We start from the raw sequence: 22,091 nt of genomic DNA on the forward strand, positions 1-22,091 counted from the left end.
GGCTGTGCGACGTTGGCCCAATCTCCAAGGCCGCGACCCGGCAGCCGGCAGTGGAGTTTCCGACAACAGCGGGCGGGTGCGAGGGGACGAAACTCCCTCGGCGAGCGGGCACCGGGCGTCTATCCTGTGCCGGAGCTCGGGCGACGAGGAGATGATGGTGACACTCGGTGATCTCCTTGCCGTGCTGGGCGCGGACCAGCTCGAGGCCGAGCTGCTCCAGCGAGACGGCACGGCCGTGGTGAGTGACGTCGCCATCCTCGATCCGCCCGATCCGGTGGACCGGGGTCACCTCGTGCTCGCCGTCGGTGTCGACGCCGGTGATCCACGAGCCGGCGAGGTGGTCGCCGACGCGGCGAAAGCCGGCGCGGCGGCGGTGGTGTTCCGCGCGACGGGCCGGCCCGGTCCGGCCGCTCTCGCCCGCGAACACGGGATCTCGCTTCTGCGGGCCAAGCCGGGCACCAGCTGGACGAGGCTGGTCACGCTGGTCCGCTCGGTGCTGACCGCGGCCACGGCCGGCCCCGAATCGCCCCGGGACCGCACCAGTCCGAGCACCATCTACGGTCTCGCGGACGCGATCGCCGTGACCGTCGGCGGTTCGGTCGTGCTCTACGACCGCGCCCACCGGGTCGTCGCCTACTCGGTCCAGGGCTTCGAGATCGACGAGGTCCGGCGGGACACCATCCTCGGCAGGCGCACGCCGGACCAGTGGATCGAGCGGTTCACCACCGACCGGAGCGCGTACGAGACCTTCTGCCGGCCGGACGAGGTGGTGCGTGTGGACGGTTACGAAAACCTGTCCACCCGGCTGCGCATCGCGATTCGCTCCGAAGGCGAAGTCCTCGGTGAGATCTCCGTCGCCGAAGGCCGGCAGCCGCTGGGCGCGGAAGCCGAAGCCGCGTTGATCCGCGCCGCGCGGCTTGCCGTGCCGCACCTGCTCCGGCACCGGCTGGTCGAGGACGCCGACCGCGCGGCCAGGATGCGGCTGCTCCGCGGGCTGCTGTACGGGGACGCCCCACCGGCGGCGGATCTGGGGCTGGGCGGCAAGGCCGGGCTCGTGGTGATCGGTTTCGCCGGCGCGGACCTCCCGCCGGGCGAGGGCGGCAGCCTCGCCGGGGAACGGGTCCTGCACCTGCTGTCGCTCCAGATGAGCAGCATCGACCCGGCGGTCGGCGTACTGCCCTCCGGATCGGTCTACTACGCGCTGGTCCCGGCCGTCGACGGCGATCGCGTGACCCGGCTCGTGGAGCCGGCGTTGCGCCACATCCGGCGGATGGGCATCACGGCCCACGCAGCCATCGGCCCGTGGGCGGCCGGGCCGGGCGACGTGCCCGCCGCGCGTGGAGTCGTGGACGATCTGCTGGACATCCTGCGGCGTCCGGGCTGGCCGGCCGCCCCCACGGTCGCGACCGCCGAGAGCCGGTGGCCGGACCTGGCGTTGCTGCCGGTCGAGCGAGCGCTTGCCGGTACCGCGCCCTGCGATCAGCTGCGCGCCCTGCGCGACCACGACGAACTCCAGAAAACCGACTACATCACGACCCTGCGGGTGTTCCTCGACGAATTCGGATCGGTGTCCCGGACGTCCGAGCGTCTCGTGCTGCATCCCAACACGGTGCGGCACCGGCTCGAACGCCTCGCCGGGATCGCCGGGCTGGACCTGTCGGATCCCGCTCAGCGGCTGGCCGTCATGGTTCAGCTCCGTGCCCTGCCCTGGCCTGCCGCCCCCGGTGGTGCCGGGAGGTAGCGGGCGTCATCGACGGTGCTCGCCGCGGCGGATCTCGGCCAGCACCTCGTCGGTGTGCTCGCCGAGACCCGGCACGTCGCGGCTGCCCGCGGGGTCGTCGCCGAGGTCGAAGGGCGGGCGCAGCGCGCGGATCGGCCCGCCCGGCGAGCCGGCCTCGAACCACCGGTCGCGGGCCCGGAGTTGCGGGTGGTCGAGGAGACCGGCCAGGTCGTTGACGTCGCCGGTGGGGATACCGGCCGCCACGAGCCGGGCGGCGATGTCGGAGACCCCCGCGCTCGCCGCGAACTCGCGCTCGATCTCGCGCTCCAGGCTGTCCCGGTGCCGGACGCGCAGCTCGTTCGTGCGGTAGCCGGGGTGGTCGGTGAGGTCGGGCCGGTTCAGCACCTGGTCGCACAGGGCCCGCCACTGCGCGGCGGTTTGCACGGCGAAGTTGACGTGCCCGTGGTCGCCGACGCGGTACACGCCGTAGGGCACCATCATGTTGTGCCGGGCGCCTTCCCGCGACGGCTGCCGTCCACTGTAGAGCTGGTGGTAGGCCGGGGCCATCATCCACTCGGCCAGGCAGTCGAGCATCGAGATGTCGATCGTGCGTCCGCGGCCGGTGTGCTCGCGCTCCAGGAGGGCGGCGAGGATCGCCGACATCGCGTACACCCCGGCGCACATGTCGGCGACGGAGATGCCGACCTTCGCGGGCTGGTCCGGGGTTCCGGTCACCGACAGCAGCCCGGCTTCGCCCTGGATGAGCAGGTCGAACGCCTTGTGGTCGCGATACGGCCCGGTCGCGCCGTAGCCGGAGATCGCGCAGGCGATCAGCCGCGGCCACCGGCGTGCCAGGACCTCCGCGCCGAAGCCCATGCGGTCCACCGCGCCGGGGCCCAGGTTGTGCACGAACACGTCCGCGTGGCCGAGGAGCTCGGCGAGGACCGCACGTCCGTCCTCGGTCTTCAGGTCGAGTGCCACGCTGCGCTTGCCGCGGTTGGCCCACACGAAGTAGGCGGACTGGCCCCGGACGACCGAATCGTAGCCGCGAGCGAGGTCGCCGCCGGCCGGATTCTCCACCTTGACGACGTCGGCCCCGAGATCGGCCAGGTGGCGGCTGCACAAGGGTGCGGCCACCGCGTGCTCCAGCGCCACGACGCGCAGGCCGGTGAGCGGTCGGCCGCCGGACTCGGCGGCGTCGGTGTCGGTGGTGTGCGAGTCCATGCCAGGCAGTCTCGCCGTCCTGCGGTGGCCGAAGCCAGGTGCGCTCGTCCAACGTGGCGGGATCGGTGTTGCGCGATCCTCCGACGCCCGGGCGCGACCGTCCATTCGCGACTCGTTCAGCGCCGGTGCACCAGGCCCGCGACCGCACGGACGTGGCCGTCCTGCAGCAGCCGCACCTGGGTGAACACGGTCCGGCGGGTGGTGTGCTCGACGGCCGGTTCGAGCACGACGGGCTGAGCCGCGCTCGTGCCCGCCAGGAACCGCATCGTCCCGGAGACCAGCCTCGCGCGGGTGCCGTCGCGGGGTGCGCCGCACCGGGCGGCCGCCGCGAACAGCACGCCGCCCTGGACGGCGCCCGCGCGGTTGGTCATCACCTCGGTGGGCATCAGCACGCTGGTCCCGTGCTCGTCGGCCGTCGCCTCGCTGATCACCTGGTCACACCACGACCGGCCGGTCTCGTCCGCCCGCCGCGCGGTCGTGACCAGTGCCCGTTCCGCGGCGGTGAGCTCGCCCAGGCCCCCGGAGCGGAGTTCGGGCGGGTCCGGCCGGTCCCACGGGAGTTCCGCTTGTGATCCGCTGGACGGAACCGCGAAGGCCGCGCCGCAGTGCCCCAGGACGTGGTTCCCGCTCCGGATCACGCCGGCGGCGGTCCCGACGCCGTCCGCCACCGCGACCTCACCCACTTCGGCGAGCGTCCGCGCACCGGCGCCGGGCGAGCCGGTGAGGTCGAGCGTGAGGCTCAGGGTCGGGAGCGGCCGGGTCCCGCCGAGCCGGCGGCGAAGCGCGCCGCCGAGCGCGAAGTCCGCCAGCATCGCCACCTCCACGAGGCCGAGACGTTGTGGCGCGGGCGGTGCGAAGCCGAGCGTGAACGGTTCGGACGACACGTGGCGCAGGCCGGCCACGCAAGCCAGTACGGGAGCACCCGTCGCGCGGGCGAGCGCGAGAGCAGGAAGCAGCCAGTTCCGCGGCGCCGGTTCGGAGCACATCGCACCACTATCGCGGGCGGGTCCGCGTGGAGCGACGTGACACCCACCAATCACCGGCCCCCGGTGTCGGGCGTTCCTCCGATGCCAAGGTGACGCGTCGTCATTAGCGTTCACCGCGTCCCATCCACACCTCGTCCCACCGGGAGGACGCGCAGTGACCGAGCAGACCGAGTCCCTGACCGGCGTCAAGGCGCTGATGTTCGACTTCTACGGCACCGTCGTCGACATGCAGAGCGGCCTGACCGAGGCGATCACGCCGTACCTGCGGTCCAAGAACTACACGGCGCAGCCGCCGAACCGGGTCGTGACGTGGTGGCGCCGGACGCACTTCGAGAACTCGATGATCGACGGCCTGCTCGGGCGCGAGCACATCCCCTACCGGGAGATCGGCAGGCAGGCCGTGGACTACACGCTGACGCGCGCCGGTGTCCCGCACACGATGGACGAGGTGCGCTCGCTCGTCGCGGAGATCGAGCGGCTCGATCCGTTCCCGGACGTGGTCGAGGCGTTGAGGCGGCTGAAAGAGGCCGGGCTGAAGCTGGTCATCCTGTCCAATGGGGACCCGGACATGCTCGAGTCCGGCGTCAAGTACTCCGGCACCGCGGACCTGTGGACCCGGGTGGTTTCGGTCGCCGAGGCCGGTGCCTTCAAGCCGCACTTCGCCACCTACGCCACCGGCGCCAAGGCGGTCGGCCTCGACCCGTCGGAGGTGCTGTTCGTGGCCAACCACGCGTTCGACTGCGTCGGCGCGAAGGCCGCGGGCATGCACACGGCGTTCGTCGACCGCCGCAAGCGCCCGTTCGGCAACGAGTACTACCCGCCGACGCTCGTCGTCGACGACTTCGCGCACCTCGCCCGTGAGGTCATCGCCCGCACCCGGGGCTGACGCCGCTGCCTCTCAGCGCTGGGCGGCGTGCTCGGCCAGCCCGGTCGCCATGTCCTGCATGAAGCGGCGGAGGTACCGCTGGAGGAACCAGCGCATCCCGAAGCGGGCCGAAAACGTGCCGTGCCACCGGATCCGGGTTCCACCGCCGGGCAGCTCCTGCAGCTCGATCGCGGCCCGGTAGTCGCTCAACTGAGGGTTCTCGGCGCCCTCGTACGCGAACCGGCGTCCGGGCTCCAGCTCGGTGATGCGCTCCTTGGTGACGACCTTCCCGGTGCGGAACGCGCGGACGGCGCCGACCCCGTCCCGGCCGTCCGCGGACAGGCCCTGCGACTGGCCGGTCTCCAGGGCATCGATCGGGGACCACGACGGCCAGCTGCGCGCGTCGAGCAGCAGGGCCCACACGGCCGAGGGTGGCGCGGTGGATTCGGCGGTGACGTCGTAGGACTGCATTTCCGGTTTTCCTCACACTGGTCGGCCGTCGCGTACCTCGCGGAACGCGTCGCGGATTTCGGACACGAGAAGGGCGGGCTGTTCCAGCCCGGGGAAGTGGCCGCCGCGGTCCAGGACGTGCCAGGTGCGCAGGTCGCGGTAGCGCCGGTGCGCCCAGCGGCGGGCGGTCGGCCACGGGTCGGCCGGGAAGAGCGAGCAGAACGTGGGCACGGTCACCGGCCGCGCGTTCTCCTCCTCCGCGCTGCGCGGCACCCACCGCAGTGCCTCCCAGTACCACCGGGCGGTGGAGGCGCCGGTACCGGTCAGCCAGTACAGCGCGATGGTGTCGATCTGCTGGGCCACGCTCACCCCCGCGGTGTCGGCGAAGGCGGTGAACTTCTCGCCGAGCCAGGCGGCCAGGCCGGCGGGTGAGTCGAGCAGGGAGTAGCCGATCGTCTGCGGGCGCGTGCCCATCAGCATCCCGAAGCCGTAACCGTCGGCCAGGTGCCGGTCCCGGCGGTCCACAATGCACTGTTCGTCCCGGGTGGGGTTCACGCGGTCCGCCGGCAGGGGCGAGGCCAGCGGCATCGTCAGGTGCAGTCCGGCCACGCGTTCCGGCGCGAGCCGGGCCAGTTCGGTGCTCACGTAGGCACCCCAGTCGCCGCCGTGCGCGGCGAACCGCGGGTAGCCGAGCACGGTCATCAGGTCCGCCCACGCCCGTGCGGTGCGGCCGGGGTGCCAGCCCGGCTCGGCCGGCCGGTCGCTGAACCCGAACCCCGGCAGCGCGGGCACGACCACGTGGAAGGCGTCGCGGGCGGAACCGCCGTGCGCGACCGGATCGGTGAGCGGCCCCAGCACGTCCTCGAACTCCAGCACCGAGCCGGGCCAGCCGTGGGTCAGCAGCAGCGGCAGCGCCGCCGGCTCCGGCGAGCGGACGTGCCAGAAGGCGATGCCCAGTCCGTCGAGGCGCACGCGGTAGTGCGGGATCGCGTTCCACCGGGCCTCGGTCGCCCGCCAGTCGTGCCGCCGCCACGCCTCGATCAGCGCGGTGAGCCGCCGCAGCTCGATTCCCTGGGCCGGGTCCGTCTCGGGCTCGGGGAGCCGGACCCGGTCCAGCCGCGCACGCAGGTCCGCGAGATCGGCTTCGGCGACGTGGATCGCGAAGGGTTCGGGCGCCGTGGGGATTGCGGGCATGTCCGCACGCTACGGCGAACCCCGAGGGCGGTTCCATGCGCGAGATTGCGGTGTACCGGTCAGAAATTGCGGTGGGCCGAGGGCGGGGAAGCCGTGCTGACTTCCCCGCGTCGCCGGGCCTGCCGGAGCGGCTCGACCGCCAGGCCGAACAACCGGGCGACCGCGCCGGCGACGAGAGCCGTGGCGTCCGCGTCATGGGGAACGAGCTCGGCGACGCCACCGGATCCACCCGGTCGATCCAGATCACACTATTACCCCCGGGGGTACTTGCGCGACGCGGGGATCCGGGGATACCTTCGCTCCACCAGATACCCCCTAGAGGTATAGGAGAGAAGGCAATGACCGCCTCGCAACCGAGTTCCCGGCGCTGGTGGGCGCTCGGGTTCATCGCACTCGCCCAGTTCATGGTCATCATGGACACCTCGATCATCGGGGTCGCGCTGCCGAAGATGCAGGCCGACCTCGGCTTCTTCCCGGACGGCCTGTCCTGGGTGTTCAACGCCTACGTCGTCGCCTTCGGCGGGCTGCTGCTGCTCGGCGGCCGGCTGTCCGACCTGCTCGGCGCGCGCCGGATGTTCGCCGCGGGCTGGGTCATCACCCTCGGCGGCTCAGTGGTGGCCGCGCTTGCCGGCACCGCCGGGGTCGAACTGACCGGCCGGGTGCTCCAGGGCGCCGGAGCCGCGCTGATCGCACCGTCGGCCCTGACGCTGCTGATGGTGCTGTTCGGCGGGCGCCCGAAGGAGCTGACCAAGGCACTCGCCCTCTACGGGACGGCGGCGCCGGCCGGTGGCACCGCGGGTGTCTTCCTCGGCGGCGTGATCACCGAGTGGCTGTCCTGGCCGTGGATCTTCTGGCTCTACGTCCCGATCTCGCTGATCGCGATCGTGGCCACGCCCGCCCTCATGCCGGCCACCCCGTCCCGGCGCGGAGCCGTGGACGTCGCGGGCGCCGCGGCCGTCACCGCCGGTCTCGCGCTGGCCGTGTTCGCGATCGTGCGGGCGCCGGAGCAGGGCTGGGGATCGGCGGCCACGCTCGGCGCCCTGGCCGGTGGCATCGCACTGCTGGCGATCTTCCTGGTCATCCAGCGGTCCCGGCGGGTTCCGCTGGTCCGGCTCGGCATCTTCCGCACACCTGGCCTCGGCGCCGCGAACCTGGCGCAACTCCTGCTCGGCGCCGCGTGGATCCCGATGTGGTACTTCCTCAACCTGTACCTGCAGCAGGTCCTCGGCTACGGCGCCTTCGCCAGCGGCGCGGCGCTGCTCCCGATGACCCTGCTCATCGTGATCCTGATGGTCGGCGTCGCGCCGCGCCTGATCGCCCGGTTCGGCACCAAGAGCCTGATCGTCGCCGGTCTGTGGGCGCTGGCCGCCGGCCTGGTGTGGCTGTCCTTCGTCCGGCCGACGGGGTCGTTCGTGGTCGACGTCCTGCCCGCGTCGCTGGTCGCCGCTCTGGGCCAGGCTCTGGCGTTCATCCCGTCCCTGGGCATGGCGATCTCGAGCGCGAAGCCGGAGGAAGGTGGCCTCGCGTCCGGCATCGTCAACACCTCATACCAGATCGGCTCGGCCCTCGGCCTGGCGGCGATGACCGCGGTCGGCCTCTCCTTCGGCGCCGGCGAACTCGGCAACGCGGTCGCCCTCACCGACGGCTTCTCCGCCGCCTTCCTCGGCGCCGCCGCCCTCGCAATCGTCGGCGGATTCCTCGGCCTGGCCACCATCCGCACCGCCCGCAAGGACACGCCCGCGCCGGCCGACACTCCGGAGGTGAGCAGCCTCTGAAACCCGCCTGCTGTTCTCCACACCAATGCGACCCCCCGTCGGGCGGACCGGTGAGCACTCGCCGGCCCGCCCGACGGCCGTGCGTCAGGGCAACTGCAGCAAGACCTCTCTCGCGTGATCACGTTCGCGACCCCTTCGAGGGCACCGTGACGACGAGTCCCTCGTCCCGTAGGAGCTGAGTCGCGTGCCGAAGGGTGCGTCGATGATCACCCTCGCCGCATCACAGTGCGAAGTCTTCCTCGGCCTGTCGGCGCTCACCTCACGAGTCGGCGGCGTGAACGTCATGGCGAAGCAAGTTGAGCGGCTGATGGAGGTACTCTGAGCCCCCAGGAGACGCGCCGACATCTCGAAGACGTTCTGCACGAGTTGAGAACCCCGTCGCCGCGAGGCCTCCCGCGGTGAGCCGTCGCGACGGCGTAGGGCGTAGGCCGGGGACAAGCTGGTCGACGACACCGAGCCAGTCCCCTTTCGCGGTGGGGAACCAGCCGGTGAGGCGACCGGGCACCCCGCCTGTCCTGTCCGGTGACCACGGTGTGCACGGGCGCTCCCGGCACCCGCTGAACCAGGTGTAGGGACTGTGCAGCATCGGCAGCCTCCTACTCCCAGCTCGGCGCACAGCTTCCGCCGGAGCCCACCGGTCGAGGCACGGCTGATCACCGAACTCGGCGCGCGCGGCCACCCCCGCTGACACTAACCGCCCCAGATCTCCACTGCCAGCGCGGTACGCACGGGACTTCACCGCCGCGATGCCGATGGGCTCGGTCCCGGACGTGGCGAACCTGAACTACTGGGCCTACTGGATCGGCGAACTGCGCGAGGTCGACGACGCCTTCATGCTCCACGCCGACCTGCGGTCGTGAGGTGGGGTGCACCTGCTTGAGCACCTCACCCGACGTGTGGCGCCGTCTTCGCCGCACCTGCCGCTGAATCCGCACACCTTGGTCACGTTGATAGCCTCACGGCCGTCACTGCTGACCGACTGGCCCCAGCGCTCGCCGAGGCCGTCGAAGTGGGCTTGTCCACCGACGAACTCACCCGCGCCGAGCGGGACCAGTTCGCCGGCCCGCACCACGCCCTCCGCATCGCCGACCGATAGGAGCCCCTGCGTGTCCGACCCCAGCGCCATCGCCGGCTTCGGCTACGAACTGGGCGTCCTCAAGCGGATCCGGCGCTCGGGCTGGTGGCACGCCGGCGTCCGCGACCCCGAATCCGTCGCCGAACACTCCCTGCGCGTCGCCCAGCTCGCCGGGCTCCTCGCCGCCGAAGAAGGCGCCGACCCCGCCCGCGCCGCGTACCTCGCCCTGTGGCACGACAGCCAGGAAACCCGCACCGGGGATCTGCCCCACACCGTCAAGCCCTACCTCGCCAAACCCGACCCCAGGCAGATCACCGCCGACCAAACCGCCCACCTGCCCGACGCGGCCCGCACCTCCGTCCGCGACGCCGTCGACGAGTACGAAACAGCCGAGACCATCGAAGCCCGCTGCGCCCGCGACGCGGACAAGCTCGAGATGCTCCTCCAAGCCGTCGAATACCGCGACATCGGCGTCCAGCGCGTCCAGGGCTGGATCGACAGCGCCCTGAAAGGCCTGTCGACCACCACCGCGCAACGGTCGCCGAGGTCGCCGTCTCGCTCTCACCGCTCGCCTGGCGTGACCGCTGACCGCTGCATCGGACGTGGCGAGCCAGGGGGCACCGCGGTCGAAACGCGTTACGGATGGCCCACGGGCCCGGACGTCAGATAGGCCATGGCCATCTCGGTCGTCGCGTCTGCCCAGGCCGGCCAGGACAGGCCGTCCTGCCAGGCGGGGAACGTCGCGGCCCGGTGGACACACGAGCCGATGATGCTGCGCGCCGCGAACCGGAGGGCCTCCCGCGGGCCGGGCCGCGCGACCTCGCCCAGGTGGGCCTCAGCGGATTCCAGGAGCGCCCGCTGGATCGTGTCGAGCGCTTGCGAGCCGCGCTGGGCGCCGTCCGCCGGCTGGCCGTTGAGGAGCTCCGGGAAGGCACGCGTGTAGCCGGAGAAGGTGTGCGCCATGGCGTGGGTGAACGAACCGATGGCGCCGCGGAGTCCACCGGGCGCCGCGGCGAGCGCTTCGGCGACGCCGGTTTCCAGTTGTTCGAGCAGATGGTCCTGCACGGCCTTGAGCAGCTGCTCCTTGCCGGTGAACCGGCGGTAGATCGCCCCCACCGACAGGCCCGCGCGCTCGGCCACCGCGGCGACCGTGAACTCCTCGATACCGCCCGTGCTCAGGACGTGCTCCGCGGCGGCCAGCACCTTCTGCAGCGATTCCCGGCTGCGGGCCTGCTGCGGGGGACGGAAGCCGTGCTCGGCGTGCTGAGCGCTCACGACCTGGACGGTACCGCTCGCCACGGGGGGTCTGGCGACAGGGCAGACGATAATGGTAGTTTACGTTCGCATAATGTCCAGCGGCAGGAGTGAGTTCCGAGCGTGGTCAACATCGAGGTGCGCGGCGCCTACGTCGACTTCCCGGTCTTCGACGCCAAGACGCGCTCGTTGAAGAAGAAGGTCCTCGGCAAGGTCGGCGGCGCCATCGGCACCTCAGCGAGAGTGCCGGTCCTCGAGGCGTTGCGCGACATCACGCTGTCCCTGACCGAGGGCGACCGGGTCGCCCTGGTCGGGCACAACGGAGCGGGCAAATCGACCCTGCTGCGCCTGCTGTCGGGCATCTACGAGCCCACCCGCGGCACCGCCCGGGTCGAGGGCATGGTCGCGCCCGTGTTCGACCTGGGCGTCGGCATGGACCCGGAAGTCTCCGGGTACGAGAACATCCTGATCCGCGGCCTGTTCCTCGGCATGTCCCGCCGGCAGATGCAGCAACGCGCCGACGACATCGCCGAGTTCACCGAACTCGGCGACTACCTCCACATGCCACTGCGGACCTACTCCGCCGGCATGCGCGTCCGCCTGGCCCTCGGCGTGGTCACCACGATCGACCCGGAGATCCTGATCCTCGACGAAGGCCTGGGCGCGGTCGACGCGGCCTTCATCGCCAAGGCCCGGCGGCGCATGGTCGACCTGGTCAACCGCTCGGGCCTGCTGATGTTCGCCTCGCACTCCGACGAGGTCCTGCTGGAACTGTGCACGACGGCGATCTGGATGGACGAAGGCCGGATCCGCATGCGCGGCCCGGTGCGCGAGGTGCTCTCCGCCTACAAAGGACACGAGCCACACGTGCTTCCCGAACGAGTCGCGTAAGGAGCCTGAGCAAGACCATGAAAGCCTCCGCCGTCATCGACGATCCCACCGACCTCGTGTCAGACCCAGCACCGCTTCCGCCGTTGTCGGACAGCCGCACGTTCGGGCGCGCGTTCGGCGACATCAAGGAAGGCCTCCGCCAGCGCGAGCTGTGGAGCCACCTCGGCTGGCAGGACATCAAGCAGCGCTACCGCCGGTCGGTGATCGGGCCGTTCTGGATCACCATCAGCCAGGGCGTCATCGCGCTCGGCCTCGGCCTGCTGTACTCGCAGCTGTTCGGGATGCACATCGGCACGTTCCTGCCCTACATCACCACCGGTTTGGTGGTGTGGAACTTCATGAGCAGCTGCCTCGCCGAGGGCAGGACGGTACGGGGATCTGCCACCCCGGTCTGGGCTGGTACACGCTCACCGCGATCCCGGCGTTCTTCCTGCTGGCGTTCAACGGCGTCTGGGTCACGCTGCTGCTGGGCATCATCTCCACCCGCTACCGGGACATCCCGCAGGTGATCAACTCGCTGATCCAGCTGCTGTTCTACCTGACCCCGATCGTGTGGCCGATCGACCAGCTCAAGAGCGGCCAGCGCGAGGGCGTCAGCTGGGCCGAGCCGATCATCCACCTCAACCCCATCTACCACTTCGTCCAGATCCTGCGCGCGCCGCTGATCGGGCAGGCCGTCAGCCCGTGGAGCTGGGTCGCCGTGGGTGGCATCACGATCGTGGGCTGGCTGCTCGCGCTCGTCGCCATGCGCAACTACCGGTCCCGCGTCTCCTACTGGGTGTGAGAACGAACCGGAGCAGCTGTTCCAGGCGAGTGCCTGCTTGCGTTTACTGCTGCAGATGTTCGTAGAACGCGCGTACCCGGGCTGCGTGGCCGTGCTGGTCCAGCTCGACCACGTCGAGTACCCGGTTGCCGTTCTCGCGGTGGTAGAGCAGTGCGTAGCCGCCCGGGCTGGTCAGCAGTGCCTCTTCGGTGAAGGTCAGCTCGGGGGCGAGCTCCAGGCCGAGTTCGAAGTGCCTGCGCAGTTCGGGCTTGCCGCGCAGCCGGCCGTCGGGCCTGCCCCACCGGCGGGTCACGGTGGAGGCGACGAAGTCCACGTCGTCGGCGTAGCAGGCCATGATGGCATCGAGGTCGCGCGCTTTCCACGCGGCCAGCCAGGCGTCGGCATGGGCTCGAGCGTTCATCCCCGCAGTCTTCCCGGTCGTCTTGATCACCGGCAACCTCGTTTCGGCGCCGGACAGGGGGACGGCTACAGCTCCTCTCCAAGCCGGGATGCGTGTCGCCGCCGAAACGCCCGGGACCGCGTCAAGCGCCGTGTGAACCGCCGCTCAGAGGTCCTCCGCGGGGATCGTGTGCATCGCTGCCTCTTCGGCTGACGCGGCGGCTCCGTCGACGCCGATGTCGCGTGCGTAGAGGTCCACCTCGGTCTCTCCGTCGGCCAGGGCGATCAGGCGGCCGGTCCTCGCGTCGCCGACCTCGTCGTCCCGCAGCTCGCCGTCGGTGTCGAGGGTGTCGCCCAAGCCGTCGCCCTCGTCCGGGCCGAGCTCGCCCACCTCGCGCGCCAGGCGGGCGTCCAGGCTCTCCCCCGTCGCCTCCTCGCGTGGCGTCGTGCCCCAGCCCTGCGCGGCCCACGGCCGTTCCGCCGGCGAGTAGCCCTCGTCCAGCGGGTCGGCCGGGCCCCTGGTGTCCAGCGTGTCCAAGGCATCCAGCTGCCCGGCGAAGTCGATCTCGTCGCGGTCCATGGCGCGCTCCCGTTCGTGCGAGCCCCTCCCCAGCATCGCACGAACGGGAGCCGCGCGTCAGGGCGTGAGGATCGCGCGTCCGCGGATGCGGCCCGCGCCGAGGTCGTCGAGCGCGTCCTGGAACCGCTCCAGCGGGTACTTCGTGGTGTGCAGCCGCACCCTGCCCTGCGCGGCGAGCACCATCAGCTCGCACAGGTCGGTGTAGGAACCCACCAGGTTGCCGATGAAGTTGATCTCCGTGGAGATGATGTCGATCGTGGGCACGTCGATGTTCTCGCCGTACCCGACCACGTGGTAGTCCCCGGCGCGGCGCAGCATCCCGACCCCGTCGCGGGTCGCGCCGCCCTCGCCGACGAAGTCCAGCACCACCTCGGCCCCGGCGCCGCCGGTCAGGTCCAGCACCTCCTCGACCTGCCGCCCCTCGGCGACCACCCCGTGGTCGGCGCCGATCGACACGGCCAGCTTCACCGCGTCCGGGTTGCGGTCGACGACGATCAGCTCGGCCGCGGTCAGCGCCTTGAGCACCTGGATGCCGATGTGCCCGAGCCCGCCCGCCCCGATCACCACGCACCGGTCACCGGGCCGCAGCCGCCGGGCCGCCTTCGCCGCCGCGTGGTAGGCGGTGAGCCCGGCGTCGGCGAGCGCGGCCACGTCGGCCGGTTCCAGCGAATCGTCGATGCGCACCACGCTGCGCGCCGAGGTCTTCAGGTACTCCGCGTACCCGCCGTGCGTGTCGATGCCCGGAAAAGCGCTCGCCGCGCAGTGCACGTCGTTCCCGGAACGGCACGCGGCGCACAGCCCGCACGTGATCAGCGGGTGCACGATCACCTTGTCGCCCTCGGCCACGTTGGTGACGGCGCTGCCGACGGCGTGCACCCATCCCGCGTTCTCGTGACCGATCGTGTACGGCAGGGTCACCCCGGACTTCTCCGCCCACTGCCCTTCCAGGATGTGGATGTCGGTCCGGCACACCCCGGCGCCGCCGATCTTCACGACGACGTCCCAGGGCCCGGTGACCTCCGGCTCGGGCACCTCGGTCATGCGGAGGTTCTCGTGGTAGCCCACGACCTGCACTGCCTTCACGACACCTTCTCCTTCACGGGTGACTGGTCCGCCGCCGACTCCGGGTAACGCGTCCGGAGCAGGCCGCGGCAGAAATGGGAATTGCCCTCGATCGAGATGCGCACCGACCGCGCGAGCCGCAGCCGCAGCGGCACTTCCTCGCGCGGGTAGCGGTTGCCGTCGTCGTCGACGAGCACGAACGCCGACGGCTCGGTGCTCAGGCCGAGCGCCTCCCGGCGGCGCAGCAACGCGTCCGTTGCCGCACCCGGCGGCAGGTCGCCGAGGACGACGTCGTGCAGCTCGTCCTCGGGCAGACCGGCCCGCAGCATCGCGGTGAGCACGCGTTCCATCGCCGCGGTGTGCGCCTTGCGGCGGAAGGTCGCGCGCAGCTCCTCCAGGCTCTCCTCGGCCTCGTGCCGGAACGTGCCGCGGTAGCCCGCGTCGGCGGCCAGCCCGCGGTTGATCAGGTCCGAGTCGTGGTGGTCGTCGAGGAACACCGCGACCTCGCGCGCGCCGGGCAGTGCCGACAGCGCGTCTTTGGCGTCGGAGGCCATGAGGTAGGCGAAGTTCGGCGAGCAGAACGAGGTCGGCAGCCGCAGGTGCACGGTCACGGCGGTGCCGGAAACCTCCAGGGACCGCACGAATCCGAGGTCGGTGATGGGCTCGTCCAGCTCGGGGTCGAGGACGGTGTGCAGCGCGGCCCGGGCCTGGGCTTCGGTGATCATCACGCCACCGCCACGGCCTGCGGCTCCTCGCGCGGGAGCTGCAGCTCGGCGGGCACCGGGATGTCGTACATCGCGGCGGCGTTGAGCCCGAGGATCTTCTTCTTCTGCGCGGTGGTCAGCGGCGCGTACTCGGTCATGTCCTCGGGGATCTGGAAGTCGACGAACCGTTCGACGAGCCAGCGCGGGGTCCAGAGCGCGTAGTCGCTGGAGAACTGGATGCGGTTCTCGTCCAGCCAGTACAGCAGCTCGCCGATGATCTGCGCGAAGTACCGCGGCCGGGTGTGGATGAACGGGATCGCGACGGCGAGTCCGGCATGGACGTTGGGCTCCTGCGTGGCGATCCAGCAGAAGTCCTCCAGCCGCGGCAGGCCGCAGTGCTCGACGACGAAGTTCAGGTCCGGGAAGTCGGTGGCGACCTTGTCGATGTCGGCGACGTCGAAGGCGTCCCGGTCCAGCGGCCGGATCGTCGGTCCCTTGTGGATGTGGATGTTGCGGATCCCCAGTTCCTGGGCGGCTTCCAGGTACCGGTAGGACCACGGATCGTCCAGTTTGTACCCGCGCGAGTCGCCCTGCCATTCCGCGGTGTAGAGCTTGACGCCCTTGAGGCCGAAGCGTTCCGCGTCGCGGCGCAGCTGGTCCAGCCCGGCCTGTTCGAAGCGCGGGTCCCAGAAGTGGTTGTAGGTGAGCTTGTCCGGGTGGGCCTGCGCGAGCGCGAACGCCTCCTCGGTCTGGCCGAAGCCGCGGTGGTAGAAGGCGCCCAGGTGCGCGGGCTGGAAGATGGCGTGGTCGACGTAGCCGTCGTCGAACAGGTCGGTCATCAGACGCGCGCCGCCCTGGTAGAGGTAGTCCTCGTACGGCCACACCTCGGACTCCGGGCTGAGGTTGCGGTGGTAGTCGTAGAAGCAGTCGATGAACTGCTTGCCGTGGATGTTGCGCTGGTTGTCCGGGCGCGCGTCCCACAGCGCGATGTGGGCGTCGACGATGAAGTAGCGTTCGCCGTCCTTGGTGTACATCAGTTCGGGTCCTTCCGGCGTGGCGACCGTGGCACGTTCACCGGTGACGGTAGGTAGCCGCGCGGCGCGGCGGGCCCGTGTGGCGTCTCAATATGAGACAGCCGGACGACCTGTTCGCGGCGCACGGCGGGGTAGCCTCCCCGGAAGACGCAACGATGCGGACGGGAGGTCGCCATGGTGGATCAGCGGGCGGTCCTGCCGCCCCGGCTGGCCGCGTCCTGGCAGCGCAGCAGGCAGTACGGGGTGTCGCCGGAGACGGTGCGGCCGGCGTTTTCCGGCACAGTGGACCACGATTCGCTGTTCTTCGAGTGCGGCCAGGAGGTGCTGACCGGGCTGCACTCGACGCTGGCCAACGAACCGGTGAGCCTGATGCTGACCGACAGTGAGGGCCTGGTGCTCAGCCGGCTGTGCAAGGACTCCACCATCATCCGTTCGCTGGACCGCGTCCACCTGGCGCCGGGGTTTTCCTACGCGGAGCGTGACGCCGGCACCAACGGGCTCGGGCTCGCGCTGGCCGACCGCGCCCCGTCGCTGGTGTCCGCCGAGGAGCACTACTGCACCGGGCTGTGGGGCTACACGTGCGCGGCCGCGCCGGTGCTGGAACCGGGGACGAACCGGCTGCTCGGCAGCGTCAACCTGACCACCTGGTCGAAGTCGTCGAAGGAACTGCTGCTCGCGCTGGCGCAGGCCGCGGCGGGCAACACGGCCGCGCTGATGCTCGCGCGGTCGCACGGGCACCTCGCGCCGCCGGGCCCGCGCGGCGAGGTGTTCCACGTCTACGCCGACCGGCTGCCCGCGGTCACGGCGAACCTGTCCGCCGCCTGGACCGACGCGCTGGCCGAGGCTCGCGCGGCGATGGAGCACGGGCGCGTGGTGTGCGTGACCGGGGAGCCCGGCAGCGGGAAGGCGGCGCTGGCGTCGCTGGCCCGCCGGTCGGTGCGGCCGCGGGAACGCATCCTCAACGCCCGTCCGCCCGCGCCGCAGGACGCGGCGTCGTGGCTCGCGCTGTGGACGCCCGAGGTCGGCAAGGCCGACACGTGCGTGATCACCTCCGGCGCCGACGCGCTGCCCGCCTACGCCGCCGAGGAGCTGGCCGGGTTGTTCGCGGCGGCGCGCGGGGCGTTCGTGCTCACGGCCGAGGACCACGCGGGGGTGCCGGACGTGCTGCGGGCGCTGGTCGACACGGTCGTCGAGGTGCCGGCGCTGCGGTACCGGCCGGACGACGTCCTCCCGCTGGCCGGGCACTTCGCGCGGGAGAGCCGCGGCCGCCCGGTCACCTTCACCCCGGCCGCGTCGCGCGCGCTCACGGCTTACTCGTGGCCGGGCAACGTGCGGCAGCTGCGGCAGGTCGTGCGGGAGGCGGTGGCGCGGGCCGATGTGGTCGACGTCCGGCACCTGCCGCCCGAGGTGTTCACCAGCCCCGGCCGCCGGCTGACCCGGATGGAGGCCGTGGAGCGCGACGAGATCGTGCGCTGCCTGACCAGACCGGGCACGACGGCCGCGCAGGTGGCGTCGATGCTCGGGATGAGCCGCGCGACGGTGTACCGCAAGATCGCGCAGTACGGGATCAAGGTGCCGCGGCGGTAGGTAAGCTTGCGCGTCATGCCCACCGAACGTCCCGAGCCTCCCACCGTCGGCGGTGAGCGCGAGCTGCTGCGCGCCAACCTCGAGTACCACCGCGCCACGCTGGCCTGGAAGTGCGACGGTCTGTCCGATGAGGACCTGCGCGAGCAGTCGATGCCGCCGTCGGCCTTGTCGCTGCTCGGGCTGGTGCGGCACATGGCCGAGGTCGAGCGCGCGTGGTTCCGGCGGACGCTGAACAGGGAGACGGACCTGCCGCTGGTGTGGTCGGACTCCGGTGATTTCCAGGTGGCCTACGACGCGCGGGAGTCGACGCGGGCGGAGGCGTTCGCGGCGTGGCAGGCCGAGGTCGAGCACGCCCGGCGCATCGAGCGGGAGGCCGAGTCGCTGGACTTCACCGTACACTCGCCGCGCTGGGGTACCGACGTGTCGCTGCGGGCGGTGATGCTGCACATGATCCACGAGTACGCCCGGCACAACGGGCACGCCGACTTCCTGCGCGAGGGCCTGGACGGGGTCACCGGCGCCTGACGGCGTGCGAAGTCCGCCGCGGCGCGGTAGGTGTGGTGTCGTGGACCCGGCACAGGCGTTGCGGCAGATCGCGTTCGAGCTGGAGCGCGCCGGCGCGCCGACCTACCGGGTGCGGGCGTTCCGGCGGGCGGCGGCCGTGGTGGCGGAGTTGCCGTCCGACGAGCTGGCCGAGCGGGTCCGGCTCGGGACGCTGCAGGCGCTGCCGGGCATCGGGCCGGCGACGGCACAGGTCGTCGAGCAGGCGTGCGCCGGTGAGCAGCCCGGCTACCTGGCGAAACTGCTCGCGGAGGCGCCGGAGCCGGACCGGTCGGGATTGCGGGGCGCGCTGAAGGGCGACTGCCACACGCATTCCGACTGGTCCGACGGCGGGAGCCCGATCGAGGAGATGGCCGAGGCGGCGCGGGCGCTGGGGCACGAGTGGATCGCGCTGACGGACCACTCGCCGCGGCTGACGGTGGCGAACGGGTTGTCGGCCGAGCGCCTGCTGCGGCAGCTCGACGTGGTGGCGGAGCTGAACGAGAAGCTGGCGCCGTTCCGGATCCTGACCGGCATCGAGGTGGACATCCTCGAGGACGGGTCGCTGGACCAGCGGGACGACCTGCTGGCGCGGCTGGACGTGGTGGTGGCGAGTGTGCACTCGAAGCTGCGGATGCCGTCGGAGCCGATGACCGAGCGGATGCTGGCGGCGGTGCGGAACCCGCTGGTGGACGTCCTGGGGCACTGCACGGGCCGGATGGTGATGGGCCGCGGACGCCCGCAGTCGCAGTTCGACGCCGAGCGGGTGTTCACGGCGTGCCGGGAGAGCGGGACCGCGGTGGAGATCAACTGCCGCCCGGAACGCATGGACCCACCCGACGACCTGCTGGCGATGGCCGCCGAGATCGGCTGCGTGTTCGCCATCGACACCGACGCGCACGCCCCCGGGCAGCTGGACTGGCTCGGCAACGGGACGGTGCGGGCGGAGGCGGCGGGCATCGGCCCGGAGCGCGTGCTGAACACCCTGGGAGCCGCCCAGCTGGGCGGCTGAGCCCGGCCACCCCTTCCGGGCACGGCACCAGCCCGCGAAGGCGCGGTGCCGGGACGTGCCCCTGGCCGCTATCGCAGCTGGTCGCGGCGGCGGGTCAGGTACGCGGTCTCCGCGGTGTTGCCCGCCAGCTCGATCGCCCGGTCGTACGCGGCGCGGGATTCCTCGCCGCGGCCCAGCCGGCGCAGCAGGTCGGCCCGTGTCGCGTGGAAGGCGTGGTAACCGGACAGCTTCGCCGCCAGCTCGTCGACCGCCGCCAGTGCCACCTCCGGGCCGTCGAGCTCGGCGACCGCGATGGCCCGGTTGAGGGCGATGACCGGTGACGGGTCGAGGCGCACGAGCTGGTCGTACAGGGCGAGAATCTGCGACCAGTCGGTGTCGCGCATGTGGCGGGCGGAGGTGTGCACCGCGTTGATCGCGGCGAGGATCTGGTAGCGCCCCGGCGCCACCCCCGCCGCCAGGCGCTCCCGCACCAGCCGGTGGCCCTCGGCGATCAGCGCCGAGTCCCACGCGCCCCGGTCCTGCTCGTCCAGCGCGACCAGCTCCCCACTCGCGGACACCCGGGCGGGGCGGCGGGCCTCGATGAGCAGCATCAGCGCCAGCAGCCCCGCCACCTCACCGTCACCGGGCAGCAGCGCCCGGACCAGGCGGGTCAGCCGGATCGCCTCGGCCGTCAGGTCGCCCCGCACCGGATCGGCGCCGGGGCCGGTCGCCAGGTAGCCCTCGTTGAACACCAGGAACAGCACCGCGAGCACACCGGAGACCCGCGCCGGGAGATCCTCCGCAGACGGCACGCGATAAGGGATGCGCGCCGCTTTGATCTTGGCCTTCGCGCGGGTGATCCGCCGCCCCATCGCGTCTTCGGTCGCCAGGAAGGCGCGGGCGATCTCCGGCACGGTCAGGCCACCGACCATCCGCAACGTCAGCGCCACCCGGCTCTCCACCGCCAGCGCCGGGTGGCAGCAGGTGAAGATCAGCCGGAGCCGGTCGTCGTCGATGACGCCCGCGGGCGAAGCCGGCTCGTCCCACACCATCCGTGCCTCCCGGTGCTTGTCGTCGCGCTTGGTCTCGCGCCGGATGCGGTCGATGGCCTTGCGGGTGGCGGTGGTGGTCAGCCAGGCGCCGGGGCTGGGTGGCACGCCGTCGGCGGGCCACCGCTCGACGGCGGTCGCGAACGCCTCGGCGGCCGCCTCCTCGGCGATGTCGAGGTCGCCGAACCGCCGGGTCAGTGCGGCGACCACCCGGGCCCACTCCTCGCGGTGGGCCCGGGTGACCGCCTCGCGGACGTCGCTCATGCGTCCAGGATCGGCCGCACCTCGACCTTCCGGTTGCACGCCTTCGACCCCTCGGCCGCGAGCCGGAGCGCCACGTCGAGGTCGGGAGCCTCGATGATCCAGAAGCCGGCGAGGTACTCCTTGGACTCCACGAAGGGCCCGTCGGTGACCATCAGCTCCGCGCCCCGGTTGTCGACGACGGTGGCCGTGCCGGGCGCGGCCAGGCCGGCGGCGAAGACCCAGTGGTCCTCGGCCCGGAGCCGGTCGTTGAACCCGTCGATCGCGGCGTCCTCCTCCGGGGTGGCGAGGCCGGCCTGGTCGTGGATCACGGAAAACAGGTACTGCATCCGGGGATCATCTCCTGTGGTGTCGGGAAGTTCAGCTGACCGGTGCGTACTTCGGGCGCCCGGCCGGCCGGTAGACCTGGATCGTCACGCCCTTCGCGTCGGTGCGCGACTCGGCCAGGTCGAGCGCGATGTCCGGGCCGGTCTCCGGGAACAACCGCGCGCCCTGGCCGACGATCACCGGGATGACGATCAGGGTCATCTCGTCGACCAGCTCGTTCGCCAGCAGCCACCGGATCAGCGCGCCGCTGCCGTGCACCTGCAGCTCACCCCCCGGCTTGGCCTTCAGATCGGCGATGGCGGCCGCGAGGTCGCCGGGCAGCACGGTGGTGCCCGGCCACGCCGGAGCGGTGAGCGTGGTGGAGGCCACGTACTTGGGCCGCGTGTTCAGCGCCCGCCAGACGGGCTCCCAGCCCGGCACGTCCTGAGCCGCCGCGGCCCCCCACGAGCCGGCGAACAGCTCGTAGGTGCGCCGGCCGAACAGGAACGCGTCGGCACGCTCGTAGGTGTCCTTGATGAGTGTCTGGGTGTCGTCGTCGCCCTTCCCCATGGCCCATCCGCCGCGCGTGAACCCGTTCCTGCGGTCCTCCTCCGATGCGCCGCCGTTGCCCTGCATCACCCCGTCGACGGTGAGCTGGGTCATGGTCGTCAGCTTCATGTTCACGGTTCCTCTGCCTCGGCGCCGCCCCGCGTGGGCGGCCTCACCCCTGCTACGAACGCCACCACCCGGATCGGACACCCTCGCCCGGAAAACTTTTCCGGCGCCGTGCGCTCCTCGCACACCCGTGTCACCGTGAGGAGATGCTGACCGTGCTCCTGGCGGTGGCCGCCGCCTTCGCGAACGCGGCCGGGGCCGTGCTGCAGCGTGCCGGGGCGCGGAAACAGCCGCAGGGCAGCGACCTGGACGTCGGCGCGCTCAAGGGGCTGGTCAAGACCCCGGTGTGGGGCGCCGGGGTGGTCGTCATGCTCTGCGGGCTCGTGTTGCAGGCGGCGGCGCTCGCGACCGGGCCGATCGTCCTCATCCAGCCGATCATGGTGTCCGAGCTGGCGGTCACGCTGGTCCTGTCCGGGCTGGCCTTCCGCACGCGCCTGCGCGCCCGGGACTGGATCGCCGCCGTCGGGATGGCCGCCGCGGTCGGGCTGCTGCTGTTCGCGCTCGCCCCCGGCGGTGGGGACGCGCGCGGCGTCTCGGCGCTGGAGTGGCTGCTCGGCTGTGCGGTGACGGTCGCCTGCGTGGCGCTGCTCTTCGCGGCCGGGCGGCGGGACGACACCACGCACAGCGCGGCCTTCTTCGGTGCCGCGGCGGGGCTGTGGTTCGGGTTCACCGCGGTGCTCATGGCCGGGGTGACGGCCGCGCTCAC

General features: G+C 71.8%; 21 protein-coding genes and 3 pseudogenes. 11 read left to right on the forward strand and 13 right to left on the reverse strand.

The window, feature by feature from the left end; translation table 11 throughout:
* Positions 1-157 precede the first annotated feature (157 nt).
* Positions 158-1,741: a PucR family transcriptional regulator gene (locus tag L1857_RS22725; RefSeq protein WP_249466228.1), complete on the forward strand. Its 1,584-nt coding sequence runs from the start codon at positions 158-160 to the stop codon at positions 1,739-1,741.
* Positions 1,742-1,747: 6 nt separating this feature from the next.
* Here the strand turns inward: L1857_RS22725 and L1857_RS22730 are convergent, their stop codons facing one another.
* Together L1857_RS22730 and L1857_RS22735 are read right to left on the reverse strand one after the other, a co-directional pair.
* A complete protein-coding gene (locus tag L1857_RS22730) occupies positions 1,748-2,944 on the reverse strand; it encodes a CaiB/BaiF CoA transferase family protein (protein ID WP_249466232.1) in 1,197 nt (398 codons plus the stop codon).
* A 116-nt stretch (positions 2,945-3,060) separates the two neighbouring features.
* Positions 3,061-3,930: a PaaI family thioesterase gene (locus L1857_RS22735; protein WP_162831164.1), complete on the reverse strand. Its 870-nt coding sequence runs from the start codon at positions 3,928-3,930 to the stop codon at positions 3,061-3,063.
* Positions 3,931-4,084: 154 nt separating this feature from the next.
* On the opposite strand from L1857_RS22735, the gene L1857_RS22740 reads away from it, so the two are divergent.
* A complete protein-coding gene (locus L1857_RS22740) occupies positions 4,085-4,816 on the forward strand; it encodes a haloacid dehalogenase type II (RefSeq protein ID WP_198958329.1) in 732 nt (243 codons plus the stop codon).
* 12 nt (positions 4,817-4,828) lie between these two features.
* Here L1857_RS22740 and L1857_RS22745 read toward each other — a convergent pair whose 3' ends face one another.
* Both L1857_RS22745 and L1857_RS22750 read right to left on the reverse strand, forming a co-directional pair.
* Positions 4,829-5,266, reverse strand: a complete 438-nt coding sequence (locus L1857_RS22745) for an SRPBCC family protein (protein WP_094007625.1) — start codon at positions 5,264-5,266, stop codon at positions 4,829-4,831.
* A 12-nt stretch (positions 5,267-5,278) separates the two neighbouring features.
* Positions 5,279-6,439 (reverse strand): epoxide hydrolase family protein, encoded by a 1,161-nt coding sequence (locus L1857_RS22750; protein ID WP_116112402.1) that lies wholly within the window; start codon positions 6,437-6,439, stop codon positions 5,279-5,281.
* A 338-nt stretch (positions 6,440-6,777) separates the two neighbouring features.
* On the opposite strand from L1857_RS22750, the gene L1857_RS22755 reads away from it, so the two are divergent.
* The 3 genes and pseudogenes from L1857_RS22755 to L1857_RS22765 all read left to right on the forward strand — a co-directional run bounded on the left by L1857_RS22755 (position 6,778) and on the right by L1857_RS22765 (position 9,877).
* Entirely contained in the window at positions 6,778-8,214 is a 1,437-nt protein-coding gene (locus tag L1857_RS22755; protein WP_116112405.1) for an MFS transporter, read from the forward strand.
* A gap of 202 nt (positions 8,215-8,416) precedes the next feature.
* Positions 8,417-8,536: a DUF5753 domain-containing protein gene (locus tag L1857_RS22760; RefSeq protein ID WP_240323322.1), complete on the forward strand. Its 120-nt coding sequence runs from the start codon at positions 8,417-8,419 to the stop codon at positions 8,534-8,536.
* Between the two features lie 784 nt (positions 8,537-9,320).
* A pseudogene (locus L1857_RS22765) lies at positions 9,321-9,877 on the forward strand (HD domain-containing protein).
* A gap of 48 nt (positions 9,878-9,925) precedes the next feature.
* Here L1857_RS22765 and L1857_RS22770 read toward each other — a convergent pair.
* Positions 9,926-10,564, reverse strand: a complete 639-nt coding sequence (locus L1857_RS22770; protein ID WP_116112408.1) for a TetR/AcrR family transcriptional regulator — start codon at positions 10,562-10,564, stop codon at positions 9,926-9,928.
* 102 nt (positions 10,565-10,666) lie between these two features.
* Between L1857_RS22770 and wzt the strand changes: the two genes are divergently transcribed.
* Positions 10,667-11,434 carry a galactan export ABC transporter ATP-binding subunit Wzt/RfbE gene (wzt, locus tag L1857_RS22775; protein WP_116112411.1) on the forward strand — a complete coding sequence of 256 codons (768 nt, stop codon included), beginning with the start codon at positions 10,667-10,669 and terminating at the stop codon, positions 11,432-11,434.
* A 17-nt stretch (positions 11,435-11,451) separates the two neighbouring features.
* Positions 11,452-12,218 (forward strand): annotated as a pseudogene (locus L1857_RS22780) (ABC transporter permease).
* A 43-nt stretch (positions 12,219-12,261) separates the two neighbouring features.
* Here L1857_RS22780 and L1857_RS22785 read toward each other — a convergent pair.
* The 5 genes from L1857_RS22785 to L1857_RS22805 form a co-directional block, all read right to left on the reverse strand.
* Positions 12,262-12,618 (reverse strand): YybH family protein, encoded by a 357-nt coding sequence (locus L1857_RS22785; protein ID WP_162831165.1) that lies wholly within the window; start codon positions 12,616-12,618, stop codon positions 12,262-12,264.
* A gap of 144 nt (positions 12,619-12,762) precedes the next feature.
* Positions 12,763-13,176: a DUF5709 domain-containing protein gene (locus tag L1857_RS22790; protein WP_198958331.1), complete on the reverse strand. Its 414-nt coding sequence runs from the start codon at positions 13,174-13,176 to the stop codon at positions 12,763-12,765.
* 57 nt (positions 13,177-13,233) lie between these two features.
* Complete coding sequence (locus L1857_RS22795) at positions 13,234-14,259, reverse strand: NAD(P)-dependent alcohol dehydrogenase (protein ID WP_116112416.1); 1,026 nt, start codon at positions 14,257-14,259, stop codon at positions 13,234-13,236.
* Positions 14,256-14,963, reverse strand: coding sequence for an iron-sulfur cluster assembly protein (locus L1857_RS22800; protein WP_249466236.1), 708 nt, complete (start codon positions 14,961-14,963; stop codon positions 14,256-14,258). The genes L1857_RS22795 and L1857_RS22800 overlap by 4 nt, the downstream gene beginning before the upstream one ends.
* Positions 14,963-15,976, reverse strand: a complete 1,014-nt coding sequence (locus tag L1857_RS22805; protein ID WP_116112420.1) for an amidohydrolase family protein — start codon at positions 15,974-15,976, stop codon at positions 14,963-14,965. The genes L1857_RS22800 and L1857_RS22805 overlap by 1 nt, the downstream gene beginning before the upstream one ends.
* A 174-nt stretch (positions 15,977-16,150) precedes the next feature.
* On the opposite strand from L1857_RS22805, the gene L1857_RS22810 reads away from it, so the two are divergent.
* From L1857_RS22810 to L1857_RS22820, 3 genes are read left to right on the forward strand one after another with little or no spacing between them, the layout of a single operon-like run.
* Positions 16,151-17,563: an AAA-type ATPase lid domain-containing protein gene (locus L1857_RS22810; RefSeq protein WP_116112422.1), complete on the forward strand. Its 1,413-nt coding sequence runs from the start codon at positions 16,151-16,153 to the stop codon at positions 17,561-17,563.
* A gap of 15 nt (positions 17,564-17,578) precedes the next feature.
* Positions 17,579-18,088 carry a DinB family protein gene (locus L1857_RS22815; RefSeq protein ID WP_116112424.1) on the forward strand — a complete coding sequence of 170 codons (510 nt, stop codon included), beginning with the start codon at positions 17,579-17,581 and terminating at the stop codon, positions 18,086-18,088.
* A 40-nt stretch (positions 18,089-18,128) separates the two neighbouring features.
* Positions 18,129-19,115, forward strand: a complete 987-nt coding sequence (locus L1857_RS22820) for a PHP domain-containing protein (protein ID WP_249466242.1) — start codon at positions 18,129-18,131, stop codon at positions 19,113-19,115.
* A 68-nt stretch (positions 19,116-19,183) separates the two neighbouring features.
* On the opposite strand, the gene L1857_RS22825 is transcribed toward L1857_RS22820, so the two are convergent.
* The 3 genes from L1857_RS22825 to L1857_RS22835 are packed head-to-tail and all read right to left on the reverse strand — an operon-like array spanning position 19,184 to position 21,388.
* On the reverse strand, positions 19,184-20,407 hold the full coding sequence (locus L1857_RS22825; RefSeq protein WP_094007644.1) for an RNA polymerase sigma factor: 1,224 nt from the start codon (positions 20,405-20,407) through the stop codon (positions 19,184-19,186).
* A complete protein-coding gene (locus L1857_RS22830; RefSeq protein ID WP_116112430.1) occupies positions 20,404-20,733 on the reverse strand; it encodes a YciI family protein in 330 nt (109 codons plus the stop codon). Before L1857_RS22830 ends, L1857_RS22825 begins: the two co-directional genes overlap by 4 nt.
* Before the next feature lie 31 nt (positions 20,734-20,764).
* Positions 20,765-21,388 carry a dihydrofolate reductase family protein gene (locus L1857_RS22835; protein WP_116112432.1) on the reverse strand — a complete coding sequence of 208 codons (624 nt, stop codon included), beginning with the start codon at positions 21,386-21,388 and terminating at the stop codon, positions 20,765-20,767.
* 143 nt (positions 21,389-21,531) lie between these two features.
* On the opposite strand from L1857_RS22835, the pseudogene L1857_RS22840 reads away from it, so the two are divergent.
* Positions 21,532-22,035, forward strand: a pseudogene (locus L1857_RS22840) (DMT family transporter); the annotation flags it as partial.
* Between the last annotated feature and the right edge of the window lie 56 nt (positions 22,036-22,091).

This window comes from Amycolatopsis thermalba (assembly GCF_023376025.1).
GTDB lineage: Bacteria > Actinomycetota > Actinomycetes > Mycobacteriales > Pseudonocardiaceae > Amycolatopsis_E > Amycolatopsis_E thermalba.

Coding starts and splice junctions, on each gene's coding strand:
- L1857_RS22745 (WP_094007625.1), bottom strand. CDS start 5,266: ATGCAGTCCTACGACGTCACCGCCGAATCCACCGCGCCACCCTCGGCC.
- L1857_RS22755 (WP_116112405.1), top strand. CDS start 6,778: ATGACCGCCTCGCAACCGAGTTCCCGGCGCTGGTGGGCGCTCGGGTTC.
- L1857_RS22735 (WP_162831164.1), bottom strand. CDS start 3,930: ATGTGCTCCGAACCGGCGCCGCGGAACTGGCTGCTTCCTGCTCTCGCG.
- L1857_RS22825 (WP_094007644.1), bottom strand. CDS start 20,407: ATGAGCGACGTCCGCGAGGCGGTCACCCGGGCCCACCGCGAGGAGTGG.
- L1857_RS22760 (WP_240323322.1), top strand. CDS start 8,417: ATGATCACCCTCGCCGCATCACAGTGCGAAGTCTTCCTCGGCCTGTCG.
- L1857_RS22810 (WP_116112422.1), top strand. CDS start 16,151: ATGGTGGATCAGCGGGCGGTCCTGCCGCCCCGGCTGGCCGCGTCCTGG.
- L1857_RS22750 (WP_116112402.1), bottom strand. CDS start 6,439: ATGCCCGCAATCCCCACGGCGCCCGAACCCTTCGCGATCCACGTCGCC.
- L1857_RS22815 (WP_116112424.1), top strand. CDS start 17,579: ATGCCCACCGAACGTCCCGAGCCTCCCACCGTCGGCGGTGAGCGCGAG.
- L1857_RS22730 (WP_249466232.1), bottom strand. CDS start 2,944: ATGGACTCGCACACCACCGACACCGACGCCGCCGAGTCCGGCGGCCGA.
- L1857_RS22805 (WP_116112420.1), bottom strand. CDS start 15,976: ATGTACACCAAGGACGGCGAACGCTACTTCATCGTCGACGCCCACATC.
- L1857_RS22785 (WP_162831165.1), bottom strand. CDS start 12,618: ATGAACGCTCGAGCCCATGCCGACGCCTGGCTGGCCGCGTGGAAAGCG.
- L1857_RS22835 (WP_116112432.1), bottom strand. CDS start 21,388: ATGAAGCTGACGACCATGACCCAGCTCACCGTCGACGGGGTGATGCAG.
- L1857_RS22800 (WP_249466236.1), bottom strand. CDS start 14,963: ATGATCACCGAAGCCCAGGCCCGGGCCGCGCTGCACACCGTCCTCGAC.
- L1857_RS22830 (WP_116112430.1), bottom strand. CDS start 20,733: ATGCAGTACCTGTTTTCCGTGATCCACGACCAGGCCGGCCTCGCCACC.
- L1857_RS22790 (WP_198958331.1), bottom strand. CDS start 13,176: ATGGACCGCGACGAGATCGACTTCGCCGGGCAGCTGGATGCCTTGGAC.